Below are 22446 nucleotides of genomic sequence, written 5' to 3' on the forward strand. Positions count from 1 at the left end.
CCGACAGGCGATCGATGCGAAGCGCAGTCTAGCGCGCCGGGCCGGCAGCCGGAACCGCCGCCGTCATCCCGGCCGCCCGACTTCCAGCGCATCGCCTTCGAGGGTCCGGATCAGATCGATGAACCGGTCCGGCACGGGCACCGTTTCGTGCGTCGTCTGGTTGGTGTTCACCCAGATGTTCTCGCCCGTCGCCCGCGGTTCGCTCTCGCCCTTGCCGAAGATGCCGAGTTCGAAGACCAGCGAGGAACGGCCGATCCTCGGCACGCGGACGCCGACCTCGATCTCCTCGTCGAAGCGAATCGGCGCCCTGTACTCCAGCGTCGTCTTGACGAGATGGAAGTCGTCGCCCGTGCGTTTGACCTCGGCCTCGTAGTCATAGCCCAGATGGCGCAGATACTCGGTGATCGCGGTGTCGAAATAGGTCAGGTAGTGGGCGTTGAAGACGATGCCCTGGCCGTCGATCTCCGCATAGCGGACGCGGAAGGGATGGGCGAAGCGGAACGCGTTGCGCTGACTCATCTGCGGTCTCCCTTCGCAGTCTCGCCGGGCAGTTCGAAGGGCGTCGGATCGATGAAGCGGCGCAGGACGTTGGTCGTGATGCGGGCCACGTTGTTGTTCCAGTTCTCGTGGCCGAGGCTGCCGGCCCAGCTGATCGATCCGGTGGAAAACACCGCTCCCCCATTGGGGCATTCGAAGAAGGTGAGATCGGCACGCACCTTCGGGTCGTCGAACCAGGGAATGGTCGACAGGAACTCCTCCTTGGTGCGCAGCATCTGTTCGCCGTGGTCCTCCGAGGTCGCGACCACCAGGGCATGCCGCGGCGAGCCCAGGCGGACGTCGTGGCGGTCGATCTCCTCGCCGGCCGCGCCGCCGCCGACAGTGCCGAAATCGCCGATGATCTCGTCGGTGACACCGGCCATGATGAATGCCGCTCGCGGGTCGTCGGCCTCCGGCCGCCGGCGGTAATAGGTGCTCCGCTCGAAACCCTGGGCGGCGAAGCCGACGCCCGCCAGCCGGTTGGGCGGGCGGCCCTGCCGCCGCCAGAGCCCGCCATATTCGCCGTTGAAGGCGTGGTAGTACTCACCGGGCTCGGCGATCCAGGCGCGGGTGCCGTCCTCGGCGCGTCGCACCTCCAGCACGCCCGGCAGATCGTCGCGAAAGGCGACGCGCCAGTAGAAGCCGTTGCCGCCCATGTACATCAGCCGCCCGCCCTGACCGGTGAAGGTCTCCAGCGCATCGAGCATTGCGGTCGAGTGGTACTCCGGATGCGAGCCGGTGATGACGCAGCGCCAGGGCGCCAGAAGGGCGGCGCCATGCTGGTGCAGGTCCTCGTCGGTGATGATGTCGAAGGGTTCGCCGACATGGTCGAGCAAGGCGAGAATGTTGCAGTCCGCGGGCAGGCCCCAGGGCCGGTTGTCGCCCGGTTTCATGTTGGTCACCGGCCTGAGTCGGGAAGAGTATTGTATGCCGGAGCGGTCGCTGTGCAGATCGTAGGTCGAGCCGCCGAGTTCCGGATGGGCGCCGAGGAAGGCGTCGTTGACGCATTTCGGCCGGCCGTCGCCGAACAGCGGGTTGGCTTTCAGGCGCAGCCGGTAGTTGGCGTAGGCGAGATAGGAGGCCGTCGGCATCAGGAAGACCGCGGGCGCCGTCGCAGTGCCGAGCGGAGGGCGGACGACGAAGGGAATGCGGTCGACGTCGCCGCCATGGCGCAGGCGCACCGCGTAGAGCCCGCTCGGCAGGTCCGCCGGTACGGTGAATGAGAAATCCTGCTCCCAGCCCGCGTCGTAGAGGTCGTCGTCGTGAAAGTGTACGGCGCCGTAGTGCTCGGGCTTCTCCCGCCAGTCGTGGGCTTCGCCGGTCCAGTTGAACCCGGTCGAGGCCCGCGCCGGCAGGTTGACCAGCCGGCCGTGCCGGCCCGCCGGGCCGAGATCGGTGATCCGGTCGGTGGGAATGTCGCGGCTGAAATCCCAGCATCCAATCAGGTCGCCGCGAAGAGATTCGTCCGGACCGGCGGCCATGAGGCGATCCACATCCGCCGGGTCGAGGGCGCGCGCGGCGATGCGCGGTCGGTCGATCTTGCCGTTGTAGTGATCGGCGGGACCTTCGGCGCCGGCGCTGGCGGCGAACATGACCGGAGCCTCGCCCGATTCCGGCCGCAGGCCTCGCTCCAGCGTCGCTCGCGCCTCCGCGGCCCCGGCGGCCACGCTCTGGCCCGGTGAAAGGCCGTGCGGCTGCTGGCTCAGACGGACCTCTCCGGTCCTCGCGTCGTAGCTGGCGGAGACGCGGTACCACTGGCGCTGGACGACCGGCGTGCCGGTAGAGATCATCCGGCCGCCGCCCTTGCCGTCACCGATTTCCAGCGCCAGCGCCCCCTCGGCGTCTAGCAGCAGGCGGAACCCGGCGCGGCGGTCCGCATCCCAGCAGCCGAGGATCGATTGCGACCGGCCGCCCGGCAGGGTGGGCCAGATCCAGGCGGCCATGGTCAGTCCGTCCATGGGGCCGATGGGGGCGCCGGATTCGACGACGCCAAATGAACCTGGCTGGAGCGGCTGATTCCGGCCGGGATAGGTTCCGGCGAAATCGGCCGCCAGTACATCCTCGATCATGCCCACGCTGGCGTCGCTGAAATCGTCACCGGCGCGCACATGCACCAGTTCGGCCTCATAGTCGCCCGGCGCGTAGGTCGAGATCATGAACCCGATGGTCTCGCCCGGCGTTGCCGAGAACGGATTGCAGTAGCCGGTAATCGTCTTCTCGCGCATTCCCTGTCTCCCCGAATGCGATTTCTCCCCGCGCACGATCCTAGCGGCCCCGCTAGACTGGCGCGAGTGGGAGAGAACGGACATGGAGGGGAGCCATGGAATGGGGCATTCATCTGCCGCATCTGGGGCGGAACGTCGACCGACGGACACTGACCGGCTTCGCACGCGAAGCCGAGCGGCTGGGCTGCCATTCGGCCTGGGTCAGCGACCACATCTGCTGGCCGGCCGAGTTCGCATCGAAATATCCCTACAGCAAGGACGGCTCCTTCGGCCCTTCGCCGGACATGAGCTGGCTGGACGCCATCAGCACCCTGACCTTTGTCGCGGCCTGCACGGAAAAGATCCGGCTCGGTACGACGGTGCTGATCCTGCCCTACCGGCCGCCGGTACAGACGGCGAAACAGATAGCCACTCTGGACGTCCTTTCCGAAGGCCGGGTCATTCTGGGCGCCGGCGTTGGCTGGATGGCAGAGGAGGCGGCCGTTCTCGGCATGCCATGGGACCTCCGCGGGCGGCGGACGGACGAGCAACTCGAGATCTTCCGGACGCTGTTCGAGGATGCGGCGCCTAGGTTCCAGGGCGAGTTCTACCAGTTTCCCGAAGTCGGCTTCGAGCCGAAACCGGTCCAGAAGCCGCTGCCCATCTGGATCGGCGGCTCCAGCACGCCGGCGTTCCGGCGCGTCGCCCGCTACGGACAGGCGTTCCATGCCGCCTTCCAGCCGCGTCCGGTCGTGGCCGACGAATGGCGGCAGTGCCGCGAAGCGTGCGGGGCGATCGGGCGTGACCCGGACGAACTGACGCTGTCGCTACGTGTCTTCCTGGATCCGGCGAAGGCGATGGAGCCGGAGAAGTCCATCGCCGGCTCGCCGGAAGAGATGCTGGAGACCATCGGCCGGCTGAAGGAAATCGGGGTCAGTCACATCCTGCTCGATCCGGTCGCCCGCGGCGGCGTGGATGCCCGTCTGGACGCGCTCCGCGCCTTCATGGAGGACGTCGCGCCGCGCGCCTAGCTGTCGGTCGGCCGCTCCCCTTCGGCGTCGCTGCGGTGCCGGCGGCGCAACTGCCAGGCGCGTATGCCGCCCGCCGCCAACAGGACGAGAACGGTCGTGGTGATGATCGGGTTGACCGCGGCGAAGAGGCCGAGCGCGATGACGCCTCCGGCGAGGGCCGCCAGCAGCACCACGGCGCAGCCGCCCAGAACGATGCCGCCGCCGATGCATCCGGCCATGCCGGTGCCCTCGCCATCCGCCATCTTCATGCCTCCGTGGCTTCGACCGCCGCCGCCGATCCGATCTTTACCGTCGTGCTGATCCGGGTGACAGGGGCGCTTCCTGATGACGCCGGGTGTGATGCCGGCTTGTTTCCTGCGCGGTCCTGCATGGCGTAGACTGCATGGAACAACCGGCCGCGACGGCCCGGGAGCATGCAATGGCGGAGGCGGACAGCAAGCGGAAGGCAGGCGCGCGTCGCCAGCGGGGCGATTCGCTGCGCAGCATGCTGCTTGTCGCCTTCTTCCTGGTCGCTGTCATCCCCGTCGGGCTCCTGGCCTTCTGGACGCAGCGGTCGGCCTACGAGAAGGAACTCGACGAGGTCAGCGAGCGCCACCTGCTGCTGGCGAAGAACCTGTCGCACGCACTGGACCGCTACGCCCGGGACGTGGAGGCCGTGTTCCAGCTCTCGATCGCGGCGATGAACGGCGGCACGACCATCGACGGCGGCGTCGCCCGCCTGCTGGTGGAGATGGGTTTCGAGCATGACTGCATCGTCGACGAGAGGGGCCGGCCCGTCAGCATCATCCTCAATGTCGAGAACCGCGAGGGATACTATACGCCGGCGGAGATCAGCGAACTGCAGGCGACCGCGAAAGCAGCGGACGGCGACGTGGTCTTCACCGGCGTCAGGGCCAACTGGGCGGGCCAGCCGAAGCTGGTGGTGGTGAGGCAACTCGACGATGGCCGCACTGCGCTTGGCGTGCTGGGCATGAATTACCTTCTCCGTCTCCAGAAGGAGATCGCCTTCGGCGAACGTGGCCACTCCGCCATTGTCGACCAGTTCGGCCGCGTTCTGGCGCATCCGAACGAGTCCTGGCGGCTGGAAATGAAGGACATATCGGCCATCCTGCCGGTGGCCCGGATGGTTGCCGGAGAAACCGGCGTCGAGACCTTCTATTCGCCGGCCATGGAGGCCGACATGATCGCCGGCTTCACCAGCGTCGACAGGACGGGCTGGGGCGTGATGGTGCCGCAGCCGATCCGGGAACTGGAGCGCCACGCCAACCAGGTTCAGATGGCCTCCCTGCTGATCGGCGCGCTCGGCCTGCTGGCGGCGCTGGCGCTCGCCTGGGTGCTGGCGCGGCATCTTGCGCGGCCCATCGAGACGGTGGCGGCCGTGGCGCGCGAGGTCGAGGGCGGCAACGCCGAGGCCCGGGTCGAAGGCCTGCCGCAGCCCACGCCACGGGAAATCCGGTCGCTGTCGGAAGCGTTCAACCGCATGCTCGGCGAAATGCAGCAGTCGGGCGAGCAGCTGCGCATCAAGGCGTACGAGGCCGATCAGGCCAGCCGCGCCAAGAGCCGCTTCCTCGCCAACATGAGCCATGAACTGCGCACGCCGCTCAGCGCCATCATCGGTTTCGCCGACATCATGGTTGACCGGTTGCTGGGCCCGGTCGGCAAGGACGGCGCCTATGAGGAGCATGCGCGCTCGATCCGGACCGCCGGGCAGCACCTTCTGCAACTCGTCGACCAGATCCTGCTGCTGACCCGTTCGGAGGCGGGCCGGCTGGAGCTGCATGTGGAGGAGACGGACGTTGCCGAAAGCATCGGCTTCGCCATCGCGATGGTTGCGCCGATGGCCAGGGACAGGGGCGTCGAACTGGTGGACGAGACCACAGGCACGCTGCCGGCCCTGTGGTCCGATACCGGCAAGCTGCGTCAGGTGATCATCAACCTGCTGTCCAACGCAGTGAAGTTCACGGAGGCCGGCGGGCGGGTTCGCGTGAAGGCCGCGCCGGGCGCCGGCGACTGGCCGGTGATAATATCGATCGCCGACACCGGCATCGGCATCGCCTCCGACGACATGGAGAAGGTGCTCTCGCCCTTCGGCCAGGCCGCCGACAGCTATGACCGCCGTCATGGCGGTATGGGACTGGGGCTGCCGCTCACCCGGGAACTCGTGACCCTGCTGGGCGGCGAATTCGAGCTCCGCTCCCGCCCCGGGGAGGGGACGGTCGCGCTGGTCCGCCTGCCGCTCGCCGCGCCCCTAGACACCGTCAGCGACGGCCCGGCAGCCACAAACGCGGCCGACTAGGCGGCGCGGCGCAGTTCGGTCGGCTGATTCTCGATGAAGGCGGCGTGGAGCGCCTTGATGGCCGGCTGCAGGGCGTCGCGTTCAAAGATGAACTGGACATCGACATTGCGCGGGCCCTGGCTCGCGCCCACCGCCTCCAGATCCGCGCCGGCGATCGCCTGCAGACCCCGGGTGAGCACGGACAGGCCGTTCAGGTCCCGCCCGATCACCGCGGCCATCGCCATCGGCCGCGCCGAAATGCTGGCGGCGGGGTAGAGCCCCTGAAGGTCGCGCTCCACGCGGCGCATGGTCTTCAGCGAGGAGTCCAGATAGTGCGTGATGGTGTTGGCGTTCGACACCTTGGAGACGATGCGGACATTGTGGCGCTTGAGCACGTCGAGGATCGCCGCGTCGTAGCCCTTGACGCCGACCATGTCCTGCTCGAACAGCTCGAGCGTGATGATGTCGAGGCCGGTGACGATCTCGACTGCGGCGGTCTCGGCCGGCTGATCGTCGATCAGAGTCCCCGGATCGCCCGGTTCGAAGGCGTTGGTCACGCGCAGCGGCACGTCCGCCTGGCGCAGCGTCTTCGCCGCCTTCGGGTGGATCGCTTCCATCCCCATGTTGGAAAGCTGGTCGGCCACGTCGTAGTTGGTCCGGCCCAGCTTGCGCACCGCGTCCTGCCCGACGATGTTCGGGTCGGCCGAGGAGAGGTGGAACTCCTTGTGGATGATCGCCTCGCGCGCGCCGGTGAGCGCGGCGATGCGGGAGAACGTGACCTCCGAGTATCCCCGGTCGAACTCCTTCATCAGGCCGTCCACGCACTGCGCGTAGCCGGTGACGATGGGCATCTCCGACATCGGGTCGACGCCTTTCATCGCCGAGGTGATCCGCTCATCAAGGCTCATGTCGCCCTCGTCGCGCCATCCGGTCAGGTCGACGCGGCGTGCGTTCACGCCGGCGCGCTGCAGCATCAGCGTGGTGACGAAGGCCGAATGCGCCTCACCCAGGCCGGAAAGCAGTTCGCGGATCTGCAGCATGTGTTCCGCCAGCCGGAAATGGCCATAGGCGCAGAGCCGGTGCAGGTCGATCAGGCAGTTGCGTGCGCCTTCGATACGGTCGCGCACGAACTCGTCGGCCCGTTCGACGTCGCCTGCGTGGGAAAGAATCTCCCGGTGCGCCGACCGCATCGCCTCGGCCACCCGGTCCAGAGCCTCGTGCCAGCCATGGTCGTTGTCGGCGTTGGCGAACCGCGCATAGACGCCCTGCTCGCCGGTCTTCTTGTGCTCCAGCAGCAGGTTGGTGATGCCGCCGAAGGCGGAGACCACGAAGACACGGCCGTAGGGATCGTCGCCGCCCGAAAGGAACAGCGGTTCAAGCAATTCGTTGAGGCGGGACATGGAAGTCCCGCCGATCTTTTCGACTGTATGTGGCATGATACTACTCTGAACTACTTTGCGAATTCGTCTGCCGGCGCATAGGAACCGTCTTCGCGATGCACTTCCTTGCCCGTCACCGGCGGGTTGAAGCAGCAGGCCATGACGAGGTCTTCCTCGGCGCGGACGGTGTGGTGGTCGTGCAGGTTGAGCGCATACATCACGCCCGGCTTGATCTGGTGGGTTTCGCCGGTCCCGAGATCCGTGATCGAGCCGCGGCCCGAGATGCAGTAGACGCTCTCGAAGTGGTGCTTGTAGTGAAAGGTATGCTCCGAGCCGGCCTTCAGCGTCGTGATGTGGAACGAAAATCCCATCCCGTCGTCGGCCAGCAGCATCCGCACGGACGTCCAGTCCTTGTCGGAGACGGCCCTGTCGGTGCCCTTCAGCTCATTGAAATCCCTGATGATCATGAACGTTTACTCCGCTGCGATCTGAAGGCCGCCGGTAACGTCCGCGGCCGCCTGCTCGAGCATGTTGAAGCCTTCCTCGAACAGCGCCGCCGGCGTCGTCAGGGGCGCCAGGATCTTGACCACCTCGTCGTTCGAGCCCGAGGTCTCGACCACCAGGCCAAGCTCGAAGGCGCGGGCGCAGATCGCGCCGGCCAGTTCGCCGGAATGGACGTCCAGCCCCTGCATCAGGCCGCGGCCCTTCAGGCGGGAGCCGGGCACCGTCTCGGCCAGCTTGCGCAGCGCCCGGGTCAGGCGCGTGGCCTTCTCTTCCAGAGCCTTCTCGAAGCTGTCGTCGGCCCAGAACTTCTCGATCGCGACGCGCGCGGTGACGAAGGCGTGGGTGTTGCCGCGGAAGGTGCCGTTGTGCTCCGCGGGGCCGAAGACGTCGTGCTCGGGACGGACCAGAACCATCGCCATGGGCAGCCCGAATCCGGAGATGGACTTTGCCATGGTCACGAGGTCCGGCTGCACGTCCATCTTCTCGAAGGAGAAGAAGGTGCCGGTGCGGCCGCAGCCCGCCTGGATGTCGTCGATGATCAGCAGCGCGCCGTTGTCGCGGGCGATCCGCGCCACGTTCTCGATCCACTCGGTCGAAGCGGCGTTCAGTCCGCCCTCGCCCTGGACGGTTTCCAGGATGATCGCCGCCGGGGCATCGATGCCGCCCGACGGATCGGTCAGCATCTGCTCCAGCAGCGCGGCGCTGTCGACGCCGTCGGCAAAGCCGTCGTACGGCATGCGGGTGACGCCTGACTTGTCCATCCCGGCGCCGCCGCGGTGGTAGCCGTTGCCGGTCGCGGCCAGCGCGCCCATGGTCACGCCGTGGAAGCCGCGGGTGAAGGCCACGATGTTGGTGCGGCCCGTCTTCTTGCGGGCGATCTTCATCGCCGCCTCGACGGCGTTGGCGCCGGTCGGGCCCATGAACATGACCCGGTGATCCATGTCCCGCGGCTTCAGGATGTGCTCCTCGAAGGCGGTGAGGAAGGCGCCCTTGGCTTCGGTGTGAAGATCCAGGCCGTGGGCGATGCCGTCGCCGGCGATGTAGTCCAGCAGCGCCTGCTTCATGTCGGGATCGTTATGGCCGTAGTTCAGCGACGAGCAGCCGGCCAGGAAATCGATATAGCGGTTGCCTTCGTCGTCGAACAGTTCGGAGCCGCGGGCCTCGGTGAACAGCGAGGGGATGGAGCGGCAGTAGGAGCGCGCTTCGCTTTCGCGGCGCGCAAAGACAGAGGTCTTCTGGTCCATGTCGTTGGGCATGGCGTACGTCCTTTCGGAGATTCGGGAATTTCGCTGCGGCGGTCAGGCCGCCTGCTTGAGATCGAATTCCTCGGGCAGGGTGATCGTCACCATGTGCTCGGTGTCGTGGCGACCGTCGAAGTGCGCCTCTTCGTCGAAATGCGGCTCATCGGTGAGTTCGCCGCCGATCGCGCGGGCGAAACTGCGGAACAGCGCCCAGGAAGCGTCGTTGTCTTCGGTGATCGTCGTCTTGAGCTCTGCCGCGTCGGCGCAGGCGTCGCGCTCCAGCAGGTGCAGCAGCATCTTCTTGCCGAGACCGAGGCCGCGGGCCTTCGGACTCACCGCCACCTGCCAGACGAAGAACGCGTCTTCGTTGGGAATCATGTGTCCCGATATCCAGCCGACGACGTCGCCGTCGAGTTCCGCCACCACGCACGTGTCGCGGAAATGATCGGCCTGGATCAGATTGCAGTACATCGAGTTCTCGTCCAGCGGCTTGCAATCACGCACAAGCGCCCAGATTTCCGCCCCGTCTTTCGCATCAGGTTTGCGCAGACGGGGCGCACGAGTTCGAGGTTTGGATTTGGGTTCGTCTCCGATGATCTCGGGCATTGTACCTGCGCCTCCACACTAACTTCGATGAAGCTAACTATATGGGGGCTGCCGAAATTTCAACCATCAAAGCATATTTTTCCGCCAGCGGATGGAATATGCCGCATATATACGCGCATTTAGCCGCCGACGGGGCGCATACAGGCTAAGCATGTCGCGGATGGACGCTCTTAGCCGAAGCAAATTTTATATTGAAAATCTTCACGTGCTGAAGCAAATAGGACTCAATGCCGTGAGAGAATCATGAACACCGCATCCCGCCACAGAACAGATGACAGCCTGATCGCCCTGCACCGTATCGTGCGCGCGACGGAGCTGTATTCCCGCGATCTGGCGCAGGCCGCCGGGCTGACACCGACGCAGCTCCGCGTCCTTCAGATCGTCGACAGCCAGGACAGCGCTACGCCCAAGGCCCTGGCGCAGCAGATGCGGGTCAGCCAGGCGACAGTGACATCTCTGGTGGACAAGCTGGTGGCGCACGGCATGGTCCGGCGTCTGCCGTCGCAGGCCGACCGGCGGCAGACCCACATCGTCAGCACGCCGATCGGCCATGAGCGCCTGCAGCAGGCCGCGGGCGCCCTGCCGCAACGCTTCGTGCGCGCCTTCCAGGCTCTCGCGGACTGGGAACAGGCCCAGCTGGTCGCCTCGCTCGAGCGCGTCGCCGCGATGCTCGACGCCGTCGAGATCGAAGAGGCGCCGCTGCCCGCCAATGGCGAGATTCACCGCCAATCGGCCTGAGCCGGCTGCCCGCATCGCACTTCCTGCCACCGCGGCTTCGAAGTTCCACGACGCACGAGTGAGCCTCGACGGAATGCCGCGGTTCATATCCGAACCGTTTTCCCCATGTCCCGATGCACCGGCCTTTACCACGCCCGCCGTGGCTGGACGATGGAGGACAGGAAGATGGCGAAGACCGTCGCGGATTTCATGCTGGAGCGCCTGCGCGACTGGGGCGTGGAACGGGTCTATGGCTACAGCGGCGAAGGCATCGGCGGTATTCTCAGCGCGGTCGAACGCGCCGATGGCGACGGCCCGGACTTCATCCAGCCCCGGCACGAGGAGGAGGCCGCCTTCATGGCCTGCGCCCACGCCAAGTACACTGGCGAGGTGGGCGTCTGCATGTCGACCAGCGGACCGGGCGCCATCCATCTGCTGAACGGTCTCTACGACGCGAAGCTGGACCATCAGCCGGTCGTCGCCATCGTCGGACAGCAGCCGCGGCCCGCCCTGGGCGGCGACTTCCTGCAGGAGGTGGACCTGCCGGCGCTGTTCAAGGATGTGGCCCATGAATACGTCCACATGTGCGCGTCGCCTGAGCAGATACGTCACCTGCTGGATCGCGCATTCCGAATCGCGAAGGGCTATAGGACGGTCACCGCGCTGATCGTGCCCGTCGATGTGCAGGAAGCGGATGCGGTGGAGGAGCCGCCGCGCGCGCACGGCACGATGCACAGCGGGGCCGGCTACACGCCTGGTGTCGTCACGCCGGACCAGGCGCAGCTGGAACGCGCAGCGGCGGTTCTCAACGAGGGCGAGAAGGTGGCGATGTTCGTCGGCGCGGGCGCGCTCGGCGCGGGCGACGAGGTCATGGAGATTGCGGATATCCTGGGCGCCGGCGTCGCCAAGGCGCTGCTCGGCCGCGCCGCCGTCGGCGACGACGAACCGGGCGTGACCGGTCAGTCGGGGCTGCTTGGAACCAAGCCTTCCTGGGAACTGGTCCGTGACTGCGACACCTTCTTCATGATCGGCTCCGGCTTTCCCTATGCCCAGTTCCTGCCCAAGGAAGGCCACGCGCGCGGGGTGCAGATCGATATCGATCCGGCCATGCTGTCCCTGCGCTACCCGATGGAGGTCAACCTTCAGGGCGATGCGGGTACGACGCTTCGGGCGCTGAAGCCCCTGCTGCAACGCAAGACCGACCGCAAATGGCGCAGGAAGGTCGAGGACAACATCGACGACTGGTGGAAGGGCGCGGAGAAGCGGGCGCACCAGAAGGCCGACCCGGTGGACCCCCAACTGCTGTTCTGGGAGCTGTCGTCCAGATTGCCGGACGACGTGATCCTGTCGGCCGATTCGGGCACCTCGACCAACTGGTTTGCGCGCGCGCTGAAGGTGCGGCGCGGCATGAAGGCATCGCTGTCGGGCACGCTGGCCACCATGTGTCCGGCTGTCCCCTACACGTCGGCGGCGAAGTTCTGCTATCCGGATCGGCCGGCGATCGGCTTCATCGGCGACGGGGCGATGCAGATGCTGGGTCTCAATGCCTTGATCACCATCGCCCGGTACTGGCGGCAATGGGAAGACCCGCGCACCATCATCTGCGTGCTCAACAATGGCGATCTCAACCAGGTCACATGGGAACTGCGCGCGCAGGCGAAGACCCCGAAGGTCGAGGAAACACAGGACGTCCCCGCGTTCGACTACGCTCACTATGCCGGGACGCTGGGACTGAAGGGCATCCGCATAGAGAAGCCGGAGGACATTGCGCCGGCGTGGGATTCGGCGCTGGCCGCCGACCGGCCGGTGGTGATCGACGCCCTGGTCGATCCCACGGTGCCGACTCTGCCGTCCCACATCACCCGGAGCCAGGCGAAGAGCTACGTCAGGGCGCTGATGAAAGGCGACCCGGAAGCCCGCGCCATCATCTGGCACAGCCTTGAGCGCGGGCTGACGCGTTAGCCCCGCGCGGCGCTGGCCGCGGAGCGGGGCGCGGATGTAGGATCGACCGTCATGATGAACGACGACAATGAGCGTGCCGGATCGGTCCCGTGCTTCGCGCACATGCTGGTCGACGGTCACCCCGTGGATCCGGAAGCGGCGCGGGACGTCGCGCGTTTCAGGCGCGCCGAGCGTACGAGACTGCTGGCCGAGCGGCGGAAACTGTCCTCACGCGAGCGGCGCGCCATGGCCGGCGAACTCATGAGACGGCTCGACGAGCATGTCGCCGTGGAAGCTGGGACGCGCATCGCCGTCTACTGGCCGATCCGCGGCGAACCCGACCTGCGGGACTGGATGGCGTCCGCCGACGCTGCCGGCGCGCGCGTTCTGCTGCCGGTTGTGGCGGAGAAGGAAGCGCCGCTCGTCTTCCGCCGGTGGCGTCCCGGCTGCGCCATGGCGCCCGGAGTCTGGAACATACCGGCGCCCGTCGACGGCGAGGCCGAAATGCCTGACACGGTGATCGTGCCGCTCCTCGGGATCGACGAGTCGGGCTACCGGCTCGGCAATGGCGGCGGCTATTACGACCGGACGCTCGTGCGCCTGCGCCCGATGCCGAAGATCGTCGGCGTCGGTCATGCCTTCTGCCGGATGAAGACGATCTTCCCGATGCCCTGGGACGTGCCCATGGACAGCGTGATTCTGACGGACGGGGCGGTGTTTCACCGATAGCCGGCGAACCGGACTGGGTCAGGGCGTTCCGGCCTTCACTTCTCGCGGACGAGCCGTTCGTAGAGATGCCAGCTCGTATGGCCGAGAAGGGGGAAGACGAAGATGACCCCGATGAACAGGGGCGCGATGGCGAGCAGCGTGAGCGCGCCTACTGCCGCACCCCACCCCAGCATGACCACAGGGCTCTGAACCACTGATTTCACGCTGGTGATCATTGCCGTGACGAAATCGACCCGCTTGTCCAGTAGCAGCGGCATCGAGATCACCGTGATCGAAAACAGGACCGTGGCGAGCACGGCGCCGACCGCCGAGCCGATGAGCAGGAAGGTGACGCCTTCACTGGTCGTGAACAGGACGGAGAACAGGTGATCCAGCGAACGGAAACCCTGATAGGCGAGCGTCAGGGCGAGCACGAGGCGGACCTGATAGGCCCAGATCCAGAAGACGAAAAGGACGATGAACGACATCCAGCCGAACTCGCGGCGCTGCTGCGTGAAGATCACGCTGAAGATGTCGCGCGCCGTGAAGGCTTCATCGCGCTTCAGCCTGCGTGACATTTCGTAAAGCCCGGCGGCAAGAAAGGGCGCCACCAGCGGGAAGCCCACGGCGACGGCGATCACGATCCAGATCTGGTCGAAGACCGTGAGGCCGGCGATCAGGGCGGCGCCGAACAGGGCGTAGACGAGGCCGAAAAAGAGGCTGAGCGCGGGCCGTCTCGCGAGGTCGCGCAGCCCTGCGCGAAGCGCCCCCCGGATGTCGGCGAACGTGGCGACGCCAACCTCCAGACGGATCGGCGATTCACTGATCGGTTCCGCTTCCATGCCGAGCTATCCCCTCCCACAGCCCGTCCCCGGCGGGACATGGTCAGGCTCATTCTACGCCCGGCAATTCCCGTCGGCCAGCGGCGACGCCGTCCTGCGGAAGGCGAAGCCGGCCGTCTCCTTCGATGTTACAGGCCGTAATACCAGCCCGGCACGTGCCGCACGTGGTTCTCGACCTTGCGGATCCCCGGGACGTTCTCCGCGGCCACAGCGGCCGCCTTTGCGCGCGCATCCGACCTGGCCAGACCCCAGAGCTGGGCGACGCCGTCATGGACGATGGCGTCGATCGTCGGCATCACCAGGCCCGATTGCTCGGAGATGGCCTTGAGCACGTCCTCGCGCAGCTTGCGGTCATCGGAGGCGGTCTTGAGCTGGGGGTCCGGGGCCGCGATCAGCCCGCGCAGGATATTGGCGCGGCTGACGATACCGACGAGACGCCCGCCGTCGACGACGGGCAGGCGCTTGATGTGGTGGCGTTCGAGAAGGTCCGCGATCTCGCGCAGCGTCGCCGTCGGCGTCGTGGTGACGACGTCCCGGGTCATCACCTCCCGGGCCAGCCTGCCGTGTTCCTTGACGTATTTGCTCGCTTCCTCGTCCTGGGTGGCGAAGACCCTCAGCCACCAGTTCTCGCGGCGTTCGGTCTCGGTCTCGGCGCGGCGGATCAGGTCGCCTTCGCTGACGATGCCGAGGAGCCCGCCGTCGACGTCGACAACGGGGACGGCGCTGATCCGGTTCGCGAGCAGCCGTTCGGCGATCTCCCGGACGGTGGCGTCCGGCGATACGGTAATGACGTTCGGCGTCATGACATCTGCGGCTTGCATCTCACTCTCCTCCGCTGGCCGGTTCATCGCGGCATTGCCCGCAGATCGTCGCGCATCTCGGGGCGGCCCGACTTGACCTGTATCAAATGGCGCGGGGAATGCGTCGTCGGCCCGGCAGCAGGCCGGCTGGTGTACGTCGAGGAGTTTGCAGCGACCGGGGAGGGGTCAGAAAAGGTCGGCTTCGTCCACGCCGCTGACGCCGAGCAGGGCGGCGGTGGCGCCGCTGGAGAAGGTGACGACCGTGTCGTCGGTTTGTCCATTTCCGTCCGCGTCCGTGGCGGCGAGCGACTGGATGGCGATGTCGGTGAGCCAGAGCGCGTCTTCGCCGACCGCAAAATCGGTGATCACGTCGTTGCTCTCCGCCCCATCGGCGGTGAAGAAGCGGAAGTGATCCGCGCCGCTGCCGCCTGTGAGCGTGTCGTCGCCGTCTCGGCCCTCCAGGATGTCGTTGCCCGCCTCGCCAAGAAGCAGGTCGTCGCCCTGATCCCCCACAGCCCGGTCGTCGCCGGCGCCCCCATAGGCCGTGTCGGCATCAAGGCCGCCATAGAACAGGTCCGAGCCGGCGCCGCCATAAAGCTCGTCCACCCCGTGCCGGCCGATCAGGGTGTCGGCGCCGTCGCCACCGAAGACGCTGTCATTGCCGATCCAGCCGTCGAGTCTGTCGTCGTCGGCGCGGCCTTCGAGTCCGTCGTCACCATCGCCGCCCTGCAGCGTGTCATTGCCCGCCTGGCCCACCATCCAGTCGCTGCCGGCGCCGCCCGAGGCGCTGTCGTCGCCGCCGCCTGTATAGACGCGGTCGTTGCCGTCGCCGCCGTCGATCGTGTCGAGCCCGTCGCGGCCGATAAGCGTGTCATTGCCCAGCCCGCCGGAGATCAGGTTGTTGCCGGTTCCGCCATCGACCCGGTCGTCACCGGCGCCGCCATCCAGCGTGTCGTCTCCCGCTTCGCCGTAGACACCGTCGGCGCCCGCGCCGCCATGGGCCGCGTCGCCGTCATCGCCGGCCATGAGAAGGTCGTCGCCATCGCCGCCGTCGAGGCTGTCGATGCCCTCATTGGCATAGAGCCGGTCGTCGCCGCCGCCGCCCGCCAGCGTGTCGGCCCCGGCGCGTCCGATCAGGACATCGTTGTCACCGCCGCCGGAGAGAAGGTTGTTGCCCGCGCCGCCGTCAAGCCGATCCAGGCCCAGGCCGCCGAACAGCTGGTCGTTGCCCTGTTGGCCGAACAGGCGGTCGGACCCGTCGCCGCCGGAGAGGGTGTCTGCGCCGAGGCCGCCCAGCACGTCATCGTTGCCGCCGCCGCCGTTCAGGCTGTCGGCATCGGCGCCGCCGTCGAGCCGGTCGATGCCGTCGCCGCCATTTAGGATGTCGTTGCCGTCCTCGCCGTAGAGTCGGTCGTTGCCCGCCATACCACTCAAGGCGTCGGCGCCTGTGCCGCCTTCCATGATGTCGATGCCCTCGGCGCCCGTCAGCAGGTCGTCGCCTTCTTCGCCCTGCAACACGTTGCCGCCGAACTGGCCTTCCAGCGTATCGTCGCCTGCGCCACCGCGGAGGTAGTCGTTCCCCAGGCCTGCGCGGATCAGGTCGTGGCCCGCGCCGCCGTACATCTGGTCCAGCGCCGCGCCGCCATCGAGCGTGTCGTCGCCGTCGCGGCCCCAGATCAGGTCGCCGCCGCCGCCGCCGTCGAGCAGATCGTTCTCGATGCCGCCGTCGAGTCGGTCGCCGCCGGTGCCGCCGAAAAGCGTATCGGCTCCCGCCTCGCCGGCCATGACGTCGTTGTGGGCCTCGCCGGCGAGCGTATCGGCGCCGTCGCCGCCCTGTATGCGGTCATTGCCGTCGCCGCCGAAGATCTCGTCCGCGCCGGTGCCGCCATAGATGAAATCGAGGATGGCGCCGCCCCACATCCGGTCGTCGCCCTGATCGCCGCGGAGATAGTCGACGTCTGCGCCGCCATAGAGGATGTCGTTGTCCTCCTGGCCGTAGAGAGAATCCCGCCCGCCGTCGCCATGAAGCTCGTCGGCGCCGCCGCGGCCCAGAATGAAGTCCCAGCCGTCATTGCCGCGGAACCGGTTGCCGTCGCTGCCGCCGTAGACCGTGTCGCCGGCGGCCGAGCCCTCCACGTTCTCGATGCCGAACAACACGTCGCCGCCGCCGCCCTGGCCACCGAACATGTTGACGAAGACAGCGCCGGGCGCGCCGGAATAGTCGGCCGTGTCGATGCCGTCGCCGCCGTCCAGTGTGTCCGGGCCATCCCCGCCGGCAAGCCAGTCGTCGCCCGCACCGCCGGAGAGGCTGTCATTGCCGGCCTCCCCGGTGAGCGTCTCGGCGCCCGCGCCGCCGACGCGGAGGTGATTGCCGCCGCCCGTCTGGCCGTCGGTACGCGCGGTCCAGGCCCCGAAGCGGACGGTTTCCACGTCGGCCGCCACCGTGTCGCTGCCGTCGCCGCCGACCGTGTCGGTCACCGTCAGCGAACCGTCCGCGTTCGCTGCGATGACGTAGTTCCCGACCGCGCCGGCGAAGATGGCGGTGTCCGTGCCCCCGCCGCCGCGCAGCAGGTCGTCGCCCGCGCCGCCGGTCAGCGTGTCGTCGCCGTCCGCACCGTCGATCGTATCATTGCCGCCCAGGCCGTCGATCGCTTCGCCGGCTTCCGTGCCGTCGATCAGGTTCGCGGCCCCGTTGATGGCGAGCTCCGTGCCGACGAGATTTTCGATCCCCGACAGGGTGTAGGTCTCACCATCGGCGATGACCGTGTTCGTCAGGGGATCGAAGATCGCGTCGGCGGCGAAGGAGAAATCGGCCGTGTCGACGCCTTCGCCGCCGTCGACCAGTCCGCCGCCCGCGCCGGGGTTCAGCATGTCGCCGCCGGCCCCGCCATAAAGGCTGTCGGCGCCCGCGCCGCCGTTCAGCGTGTCATTGCCGTCATTGCCCAGCAGACTGTCGTCGCCGCCAAGCCCGTCGACCGCGTCGTCACCGCCCAGGGCGTCGATAGTGTCGGCGGCGTCGGAGCCGGTCAGCTGGTCGTTCTGGCTCGACGGCAATTCATCCACGCCGAGAAATGTTTCGACACCGGCAATCTGATAAACCTCGCCATCGGCCGTCACTGTACCGGCGTCCTTGTCCCAGACTGATTCTGTTGCGAAGCGGAAATCTGCGATATCAGTGCCGGTGCCGCCATCCAGGAGGCCGCCGCCTCTGCCGGGGTCCAGGGTGTCGTCCCCCGCGCCGCCATAGAGGCTGTCTGCATCCGCGCCGCCGAACAGCTGATCGCGACCGTCTCCGCCCAGCAGCGTATCTGCGCCGCCCTGGCCCTGAAGGGTGTCGTCACCACCCAGCCCGTCCAGGGAGTCGCCGGTACCGAATCCGGAGAGGCTGTCCGCTCCGTCGGTGGCGGCGTGCCGGACGTTCAGCAGATTTTCGATCGAGATGAGGTCGTAGTCCTCGCCATCGGCGGTCACCGTCAGGCCGTCAGCGCTGAGCACCGCGTCAGTCGCGAAGCCAAAGTACGCGGTGTCGAACCCGGCACCGCCATCGACCAGTCCACCGCCTGCGCCGGGGTCAAGCAAATCGTCGCCCTCGCCGCCGTAGAGGCTGTCGGTACCGGCACCGCCATAGAGGCTGTCGGCTTCGCCATTGCCTACAATGCGGTCGTCTCCACCGAGACCTTCCAGTTCGTCAGCGATCGGGGAACCGATGATCGTATCGGCGTTGGCGGTCGCCGGGAGCCTAACGTCCAGCAAGCTCTCGACATCGCGGATTTCATAGGTGTCTCCGTCCGCAACGACCGTCAGGCCGTCGTCGGACAGTACCGCAACAGTCGCGAATCCGAAGTCCGCTGTATCCAGGCCGTCGCCGCCGTCGACCACGCCGCCGCCGGCACCGGGATCGAGCCGATCGTCGCCGGCGCCGCCGTAAAGATCATCCTGTCCGTTACCGCCGTAGAGACTGTCATCGCCTGCGTCGCCCCCCAGCGTATCGTTGCCGTCGAGGCCCACCAGAATCTCTGCGCGCGCCTCACCGCTTATCGCATCGTCACTCGCCGAACCGACAGCGCCGAACTCACCATCAACGGAGCCGACCGTAATTCCGACAACGCGCTCAATGCCGGCCAATTGGTAGAGCTGGCCATCCGCGTTAACGATTCGGTTCCCGCTGTCGTAAGCGACTTCTTCGGCAAAGGTGAAATCTGCCAGATCGCGGCCGCTGCCACCGTCAACAATACCGCCCCCTCGTCCAGGGTTCAGATAATCGTCGCCCGCGCCTCCGTAGAGGCTGTCTTCACCCTCGCCGCCTCGCAAACTGTCATTGCCGTTTGCACCTTCAATCAGATCGCTGCCGCTGCCGCCCATCGCGAGATCCGAGCCTTCACCTCCAAACAAGGTGTCCCTGCCGGCATCGCCCTGGAGCGTGTCGTCGCCGCCTCCAAGTGAAAGAAGATCGCTTCCGGCGCCGCCAACACCGCGATCATCGCCACCGATGCTGTCAAAGAGCGTGTCATTTCCCGACAGCCCCAGCATGACGTCGTTGAGAACAGATCCGTCAATCCGCCCGGCCAGTTCATCGCCGATCTGTGGCGCCGCATAGACAGGCATCAAGTCGATGAAGTCGTCTGCCCCGAATTCAGAAGCAGAGTGATCTTCGACGAACAAGGTGTGCTCACCGAACCGGACGAATACGCCGCCGCCATTGAATCCCGCATCATCTTCCAGCGTGAGATCTTCGAAACCGACGCCTGCCTGGCCAATCTCGATTTTGTCCAGACCTGCGTCGAAGTCCCTGACGTAAACGAGTGCGCCGACAAGGGCGAAAATGTCGCTTCCAGCACCCCCGTGATAGGAGTCCGAGCCACCGCCGCCATTGAGGTAGTCGTCGCCCGCTCCGCCGCCCAGATTGTTGTCGTTCTCGCCGCCGAGAAGTATATCGTCGCCACCGCCGCCACCGAGCGTGTCACGCTGGTCGGCAGAACTGAGAAGCAGGTCATTATCTTCGCCGCCGTAAAAGCGGCCCCCGCCATACTCGGAAATCAGGATATCGGCGCCAAGACCGCCATAAAGCGTCACATCTTCATAGCCGCCAATCAGGAGATCGTCACCGTTCTCTCCGTAGGAAGCGCCCACACGACCGCTGACAGTAATGGTGTCGTCGCCGACACCGCCGTAGACAAGGTGATCGTTGGAAATACTGACATCAATTTCGTCGGCTCCGGCGCCGCCGAACAACTGGGCCGCTCCAAATCCCTTTCGGATGATCAGGTCATCGCCGTCTTCTCCGCGGAGCGTAGCTGAATCGTTACTGCTGCTGCCGCTGAGGATCGTGTCGTCGCCCGCTCCCGCCGAAACCTCGTCAGAACCTCTGCGTGCATCTATGTAGTCATGTCGATCGCTGCCCTGCAGCACATCATCGCCGTCTGTACCGACCAGCGTGGCATGGCCGGGGTCGTCAATTGATTCCGACACCAGATCCGGTTGGGCCACCGCATCCAGAAGAAAATGCCCGAGTTCCAGATCGGTGGCCACAACCGACGCCAGTTCCAGTTCTATGAAGTCATCGATGCGGACAATTGAACCGAAGCCGGCAGAATCGATCAGGATAGATTCGGCCGTGATTGAAAGAGCAGAGAAATCGATCCGGTCCAAGCCGAGGTCAAAATCAGCGATGTAGTTGTGTCCGGCAGTCAGTCCGAACGCGAATACGTCGCTGCCAACGCCTCCGACAAGCGTATCGTACCCGGCGCCCGCCCAGATCGTATCCGACCCCCCTCCGCCGTCCAGCAGATCATCGCCGTCTCCACCTGCAAGCAGGTCATCGCCCCGGCCTCCGACCAGATGATTGGCAAGATCATTGCCGACCAGCGTGTCGTCTCCATCGCCGGTGACCGCGTCTTCGATCTCGGTCCCGGCAGCAAGTGTCAGCCCCGCGCCGGCGATACTTCCTTCAATTCCCGGGATCAGGAATATTTCGGGACCGCCTGTCGCGGCCGCGGCATTGATGCGGTCAGTCCCCGCCATGTCCGAAAGCCTCGACCTTGCGGTCTGTGATGCCGCGACCTCGCCGAACAGGTCGGTGAAGACATACTGGTCATTGTCGCCGGTCGTGGAGCCATAGATTTTCAGCGACCAGGATTCCAGAGTGCCGGAATCCTGGCTCACCCAGTCCTCGATATTGATTGTCCACGTGCCTTCGGCGCTTTCTCCCCAGTGCCTTGCGGAAGTAGTCGAGAAACTCAGTGCATCAGCATCGAAGCCATTCTTCTGGCCATGGACACCGAACCGCGGCAGCATTTGTGAGTCCTTGCCGTCGTGGTCCAGCGTGATGTGTACGTCGCCAACGTAGCTGTGCGACAAATCGAATGTGAGTTCGACCCAATCAACGTCGAACCCGATTTCACTGACATCAATCTCGATACTTGTGACCGCGCGGTCCGGCAGGTCGATAGGACCGGCAGATGTGAATGTCAGCACCTCCTCGTTCTGGAACGTCGACTGATCTTGCCAGCTTTCTGCGAGCCGAACCGCAGCATGCGCATCCACCAGCCCGAAGCCCAGATGATAGTCCCGAAACAATCCGCCACCGTTCCAGTCATCAGCACCGTTTGCGTAGTACTGGGAGGGGGAGTCGAATGCTGTATCGAGTTTGGAGAACCTTGAACGGTAGACGAGGATATCCTGTACGTCGCGATATCCCAGGTTCGGGTTCGCCTCCAACATGAGAGCGACGACACCACTTACCACCGCTGAGGCGGCGGATGTATTGCCGATGCTGGTATAGTCACCGGATTCATAGCCTGCCGAACCGGTTGCATCGGTTGTCAGAATGTCGGCGCCTGCCGTTGGCGCGGAAAGGAGGATTGAAGCGCCCGGTGTCATTCTGTGATCGATGTTGCCGGAATCAGTGGCGGCGCCGACGGCTATCGTGAAGCGAGAGTTCTGAAGGTTATGATAATTGACATCGTCGTCGATCTGGCCGGCATTGCCTGCTGCGAAGACCCAAACGGTACCCAGTCCATCGCGGCCGTTTTCGACAGCGTCTTCGAGTGCCTGCCCATAGGACCTAAAGCCCGACTCGTTGAAATTGTCTGAGAATGGCGCGATGTACCCCCAACTGTTGTTGGAAACATCGACGTCGACTTGCCGCGCGAGCGCACGCTGAACCATCGAAGTCGAGACATTTTCACCAAACTGGAGCCTGAATCCTGCGATGGTCGCGTCCGGCGCGACGCCGACCGCGCCGGTGCCGTTGTCGTCGGCCGCGATGATTCCTGCCACCGCGGTGCCGTGGCCCTCGTCTCCATATTCATGGCCCGCATCGGAATCGCGCCGGTATGCGTCGTAGTCGAGGTTGGTGTCGTAGTTGTCGATCAGGTCGGGATGACGCCAGTCCACCCCGTCATCCACGATGCCGACGACAATGCCGCTGCCGCGGTATTCGTCCCAGACATCGGTGATGTTGATATCAATCGTCCAGGAGCTGCTGGAAGACAGATGCCACTGCTGATCGAATAGATCGTCGGTGGGGATGTACATCGGTAAAGCGCCGGCCCCGAGCGGGCCCGGCGTACCGGTCTCGTCCTTCCTTTCGACCTGGTCTGCCACTTCGCCGCCCACGCCCGTTCCCTGTCGCGCATCCTATACGCGTACTCCCGGGCGAT

The 22446-nt window shown here is 66.0% G+C and carries 15 protein-coding genes; 5 read left to right on the plus strand and 10 right to left on the minus strand.

All coding sequences use genetic code 11. The annotated features are described in order from the left end of the window. Positions 1–63: 63 nt before the first annotated feature. Together CWC60_RS19150 and CWC60_RS19155 are read right to left on the minus strand one after the other, a co-directional pair. Positions 64–519, minus strand: a complete 456-nt coding sequence (locus tag CWC60_RS19150; protein WP_109795513.1) for an acyl-CoA thioesterase — start codon at positions 517–519, stop codon at positions 64–66. Continuing rightward, positions 516–2762 (minus strand): LamG domain-containing protein, encoded by a 2247-nt coding sequence (locus tag CWC60_RS19155; protein WP_164516640.1) that lies wholly within the window; start codon positions 2760–2762, stop codon positions 516–518. Before CWC60_RS19155 ends, CWC60_RS19150 begins: the two co-directional genes overlap by 4 nt. Before the next feature lie 95 nt (positions 2763–2857). Here CWC60_RS19155 and CWC60_RS19160 point away from each other — a divergent pair, with 95 nt between their 5' ends. Further along, complete coding sequence (locus CWC60_RS19160) at positions 2858–3772, plus strand: LLM class F420-dependent oxidoreductase (RefSeq protein WP_109795515.1); 915 nt, start codon at positions 2858–2860, stop codon at positions 3770–3772. On the opposite strand, the gene CWC60_RS19165 is transcribed toward CWC60_RS19160, so the two are convergent. Continuing rightward, complete coding sequence (locus CWC60_RS19165) at positions 3769–4014, minus strand: hypothetical protein (protein WP_125182828.1); 246 nt, start codon at positions 4012–4014, stop codon at positions 3769–3771. The genes CWC60_RS19160 and CWC60_RS19165 overlap by 4 nt on opposite strands. A gap of 176 nt (positions 4015–4190) precedes the next feature. Between CWC60_RS19165 and CWC60_RS19170 the strand changes: the two genes are divergently transcribed. Further along, the gene (locus CWC60_RS19170) at positions 4191–6068 is read left to right on the plus strand and encodes a sensor histidine kinase (protein ID WP_164516641.1); all 1878 of its coding nucleotides are present in this window, start codon (positions 4191–4193) and stop codon (positions 6066–6068) included. Here the strand turns inward: CWC60_RS19170 and CWC60_RS19175 are convergent. From CWC60_RS19175 to ectA, 4 genes are read right to left on the minus strand one after another with little or no spacing between them, the layout of a single operon-like run. After that, positions 6065–7483: an aspartate kinase gene (locus CWC60_RS19175; RefSeq protein WP_109795518.1), complete on the minus strand. Its 1419-nt coding sequence runs from the start codon at positions 7481–7483 to the stop codon at positions 6065–6067. The two genes, CWC60_RS19170 and CWC60_RS19175, sit on opposite strands and share 4 nt — an antisense overlap. 14 nt (positions 7484–7497) lie before the next feature. Next, positions 7498–7893 (minus strand): ectoine synthase, encoded by a 396-nt coding sequence (locus CWC60_RS19180; protein WP_109795519.1) that lies wholly within the window; start codon positions 7891–7893, stop codon positions 7498–7500. A gap of 6 nt (positions 7894–7899) precedes the next feature. Next, entirely contained in the window at positions 7900–9186 is a 1287-nt protein-coding gene (gene ectB, locus CWC60_RS19185; RefSeq protein WP_109795520.1) for a diaminobutyrate--2-oxoglutarate transaminase, read from the minus strand. Between the two features lie 42 nt (positions 9187–9228). Beyond that, entirely contained in the window at positions 9229–9777 is a 549-nt protein-coding gene (gene ectA / locus CWC60_RS19190; RefSeq protein WP_109795521.1) for a diaminobutyrate acetyltransferase, read from the minus strand. A 243-nt stretch (positions 9778–10020) separates the two neighbouring features. Here ectA and CWC60_RS19195 point away from each other — a divergent pair, with 243 nt between their 5' ends. From CWC60_RS19195 to CWC60_RS19205, 3 genes are all read left to right on the plus strand, one after another. Continuing rightward, the gene (locus tag CWC60_RS19195) at positions 10021–10515 is read left to right on the plus strand and encodes a MarR family winged helix-turn-helix transcriptional regulator (protein WP_109795522.1); all 495 of its coding nucleotides are present in this window, start codon (positions 10021–10023) and stop codon (positions 10513–10515) included. A 165-nt stretch (positions 10516–10680) separates the two neighbouring features. Continuing rightward, entirely contained in the window at positions 10681–12456 is a 1776-nt protein-coding gene (locus tag CWC60_RS19200) for a thiamine pyrophosphate-requiring protein (RefSeq protein ID WP_109795561.1), read from the plus strand. 54 nt (positions 12457–12510) lie between these two features. Then, positions 12511–13164, plus strand: coding sequence for a 5-formyltetrahydrofolate cyclo-ligase (locus CWC60_RS19205; protein ID WP_109795562.1), 654 nt, complete (start codon positions 12511–12513; stop codon positions 13162–13164). Between the two features lie 35 nt (positions 13165–13199). On the opposite strand, the gene CWC60_RS19210 is transcribed toward CWC60_RS19205, so the two are convergent. The 3 genes from CWC60_RS19210 to CWC60_RS19220 form a co-directional block, all read right to left on the minus strand. Next, positions 13200–13985 (minus strand): DUF2189 domain-containing protein, encoded by a 786-nt coding sequence (locus CWC60_RS19210; RefSeq protein WP_109795523.1) that lies wholly within the window; start codon positions 13983–13985, stop codon positions 13200–13202. A gap of 128 nt (positions 13986–14113) precedes the next feature. Beyond that, positions 14114–14806 carry a CBS domain-containing protein gene (locus CWC60_RS19215; RefSeq protein WP_109795563.1) on the minus strand — a complete coding sequence of 231 codons (693 nt, stop codon included), beginning with the start codon at positions 14804–14806 and terminating at the stop codon, positions 14114–14116. A gap of 165 nt (positions 14807–14971) precedes the next feature. Further along, positions 14972–22402: a S8 family serine peptidase gene (locus tag CWC60_RS19220; protein WP_109796347.1), complete on the minus strand. Its 7431-nt coding sequence runs from the start codon at positions 22400–22402 to the stop codon at positions 14972–14974. Positions 22403–22446: the final 44 nt, after the last annotated feature.

It is taken from the genome of Minwuia thermotolerans, from assembly GCF_002924445.1.
Taxonomy (GTDB): Bacteria; Pseudomonadota; Alphaproteobacteria; order Minwuiales; family Minwuiaceae; genus Minwuia; species Minwuia thermotolerans.

What these genes read in the sequence shown, in the direction of transcription:
- CWC60_RS19150 (WP_109795513.1), bottom strand. Translation starts at nt 519, where the DNA reads ATGAGTCAGCGCAACGCGTTCCGCTTCGCCCATCCCTTCCGCGTCCGC.
- CWC60_RS19155 (WP_164516640.1), bottom strand. Translation starts at nt 2,762, where the DNA reads ATGCGCGAGAAGACGATTACCGGCTACTGCAATCCGTTCTCGGCAACG.
- CWC60_RS19160 (WP_109795515.1), top strand. Translation starts at nt 2,858, where the DNA reads ATGGAATGGGGCATTCATCTGCCGCATCTGGGGCGGAACGTCGACCGA.
- CWC60_RS19165 (WP_125182828.1), bottom strand. Translation starts at nt 4,014, where the DNA reads ATGGCGGATGGCGAGGGCACCGGCATGGCCGGATGCATCGGCGGCGGC.
- CWC60_RS19170 (WP_164516641.1), top strand. Translation starts at nt 4,191, where the DNA reads ATGGCGGAGGCGGACAGCAAGCGGAAGGCAGGCGCGCGTCGCCAGCGG.
- CWC60_RS19175 (WP_109795518.1), bottom strand. Translation starts at nt 7,483, where the DNA reads ATGCCACATACAGTCGAAAAGATCGGCGGGACTTCCATGTCCCGCCTC.
- CWC60_RS19180 (WP_109795519.1), bottom strand. Translation starts at nt 7,893, where the DNA reads ATGATCATCAGGGATTTCAATGAGCTGAAGGGCACCGACAGGGCCGTC.
- ectB (WP_109795520.1), bottom strand. Translation starts at nt 9,186, where the DNA reads ATGCCCAACGACATGGACCAGAAGACCTCTGTCTTTGCGCGCCGCGAA.
- ectA (WP_109795521.1), bottom strand. Translation starts at nt 9,777, where the DNA reads ATGCCCGAGATCATCGGAGACGAACCCAAATCCAAACCTCGAACTCGT.
- CWC60_RS19195 (WP_109795522.1), top strand. Translation starts at nt 10,021, where the DNA reads ATGAACACCGCATCCCGCCACAGAACAGATGACAGCCTGATCGCCCTG.
- CWC60_RS19200 (WP_109795561.1), top strand. Translation starts at nt 10,681, where the DNA reads ATGGCGAAGACCGTCGCGGATTTCATGCTGGAGCGCCTGCGCGACTGG.
- CWC60_RS19205 (WP_109795562.1), top strand. Translation starts at nt 12,511, where the DNA reads ATGAACGACGACAATGAGCGTGCCGGATCGGTCCCGTGCTTCGCGCAC.
- CWC60_RS19210 (WP_109795523.1), bottom strand. Translation starts at nt 13,985, where the DNA reads ATGGAAGCGGAACCGATCAGTGAATCGCCGATCCGTCTGGAGGTTGGC.
- CWC60_RS19215 (WP_109795563.1), bottom strand. Translation starts at nt 14,806, where the DNA reads ATGCAAGCCGCAGATGTCATGACGCCGAACGTCATTACCGTATCGCCG.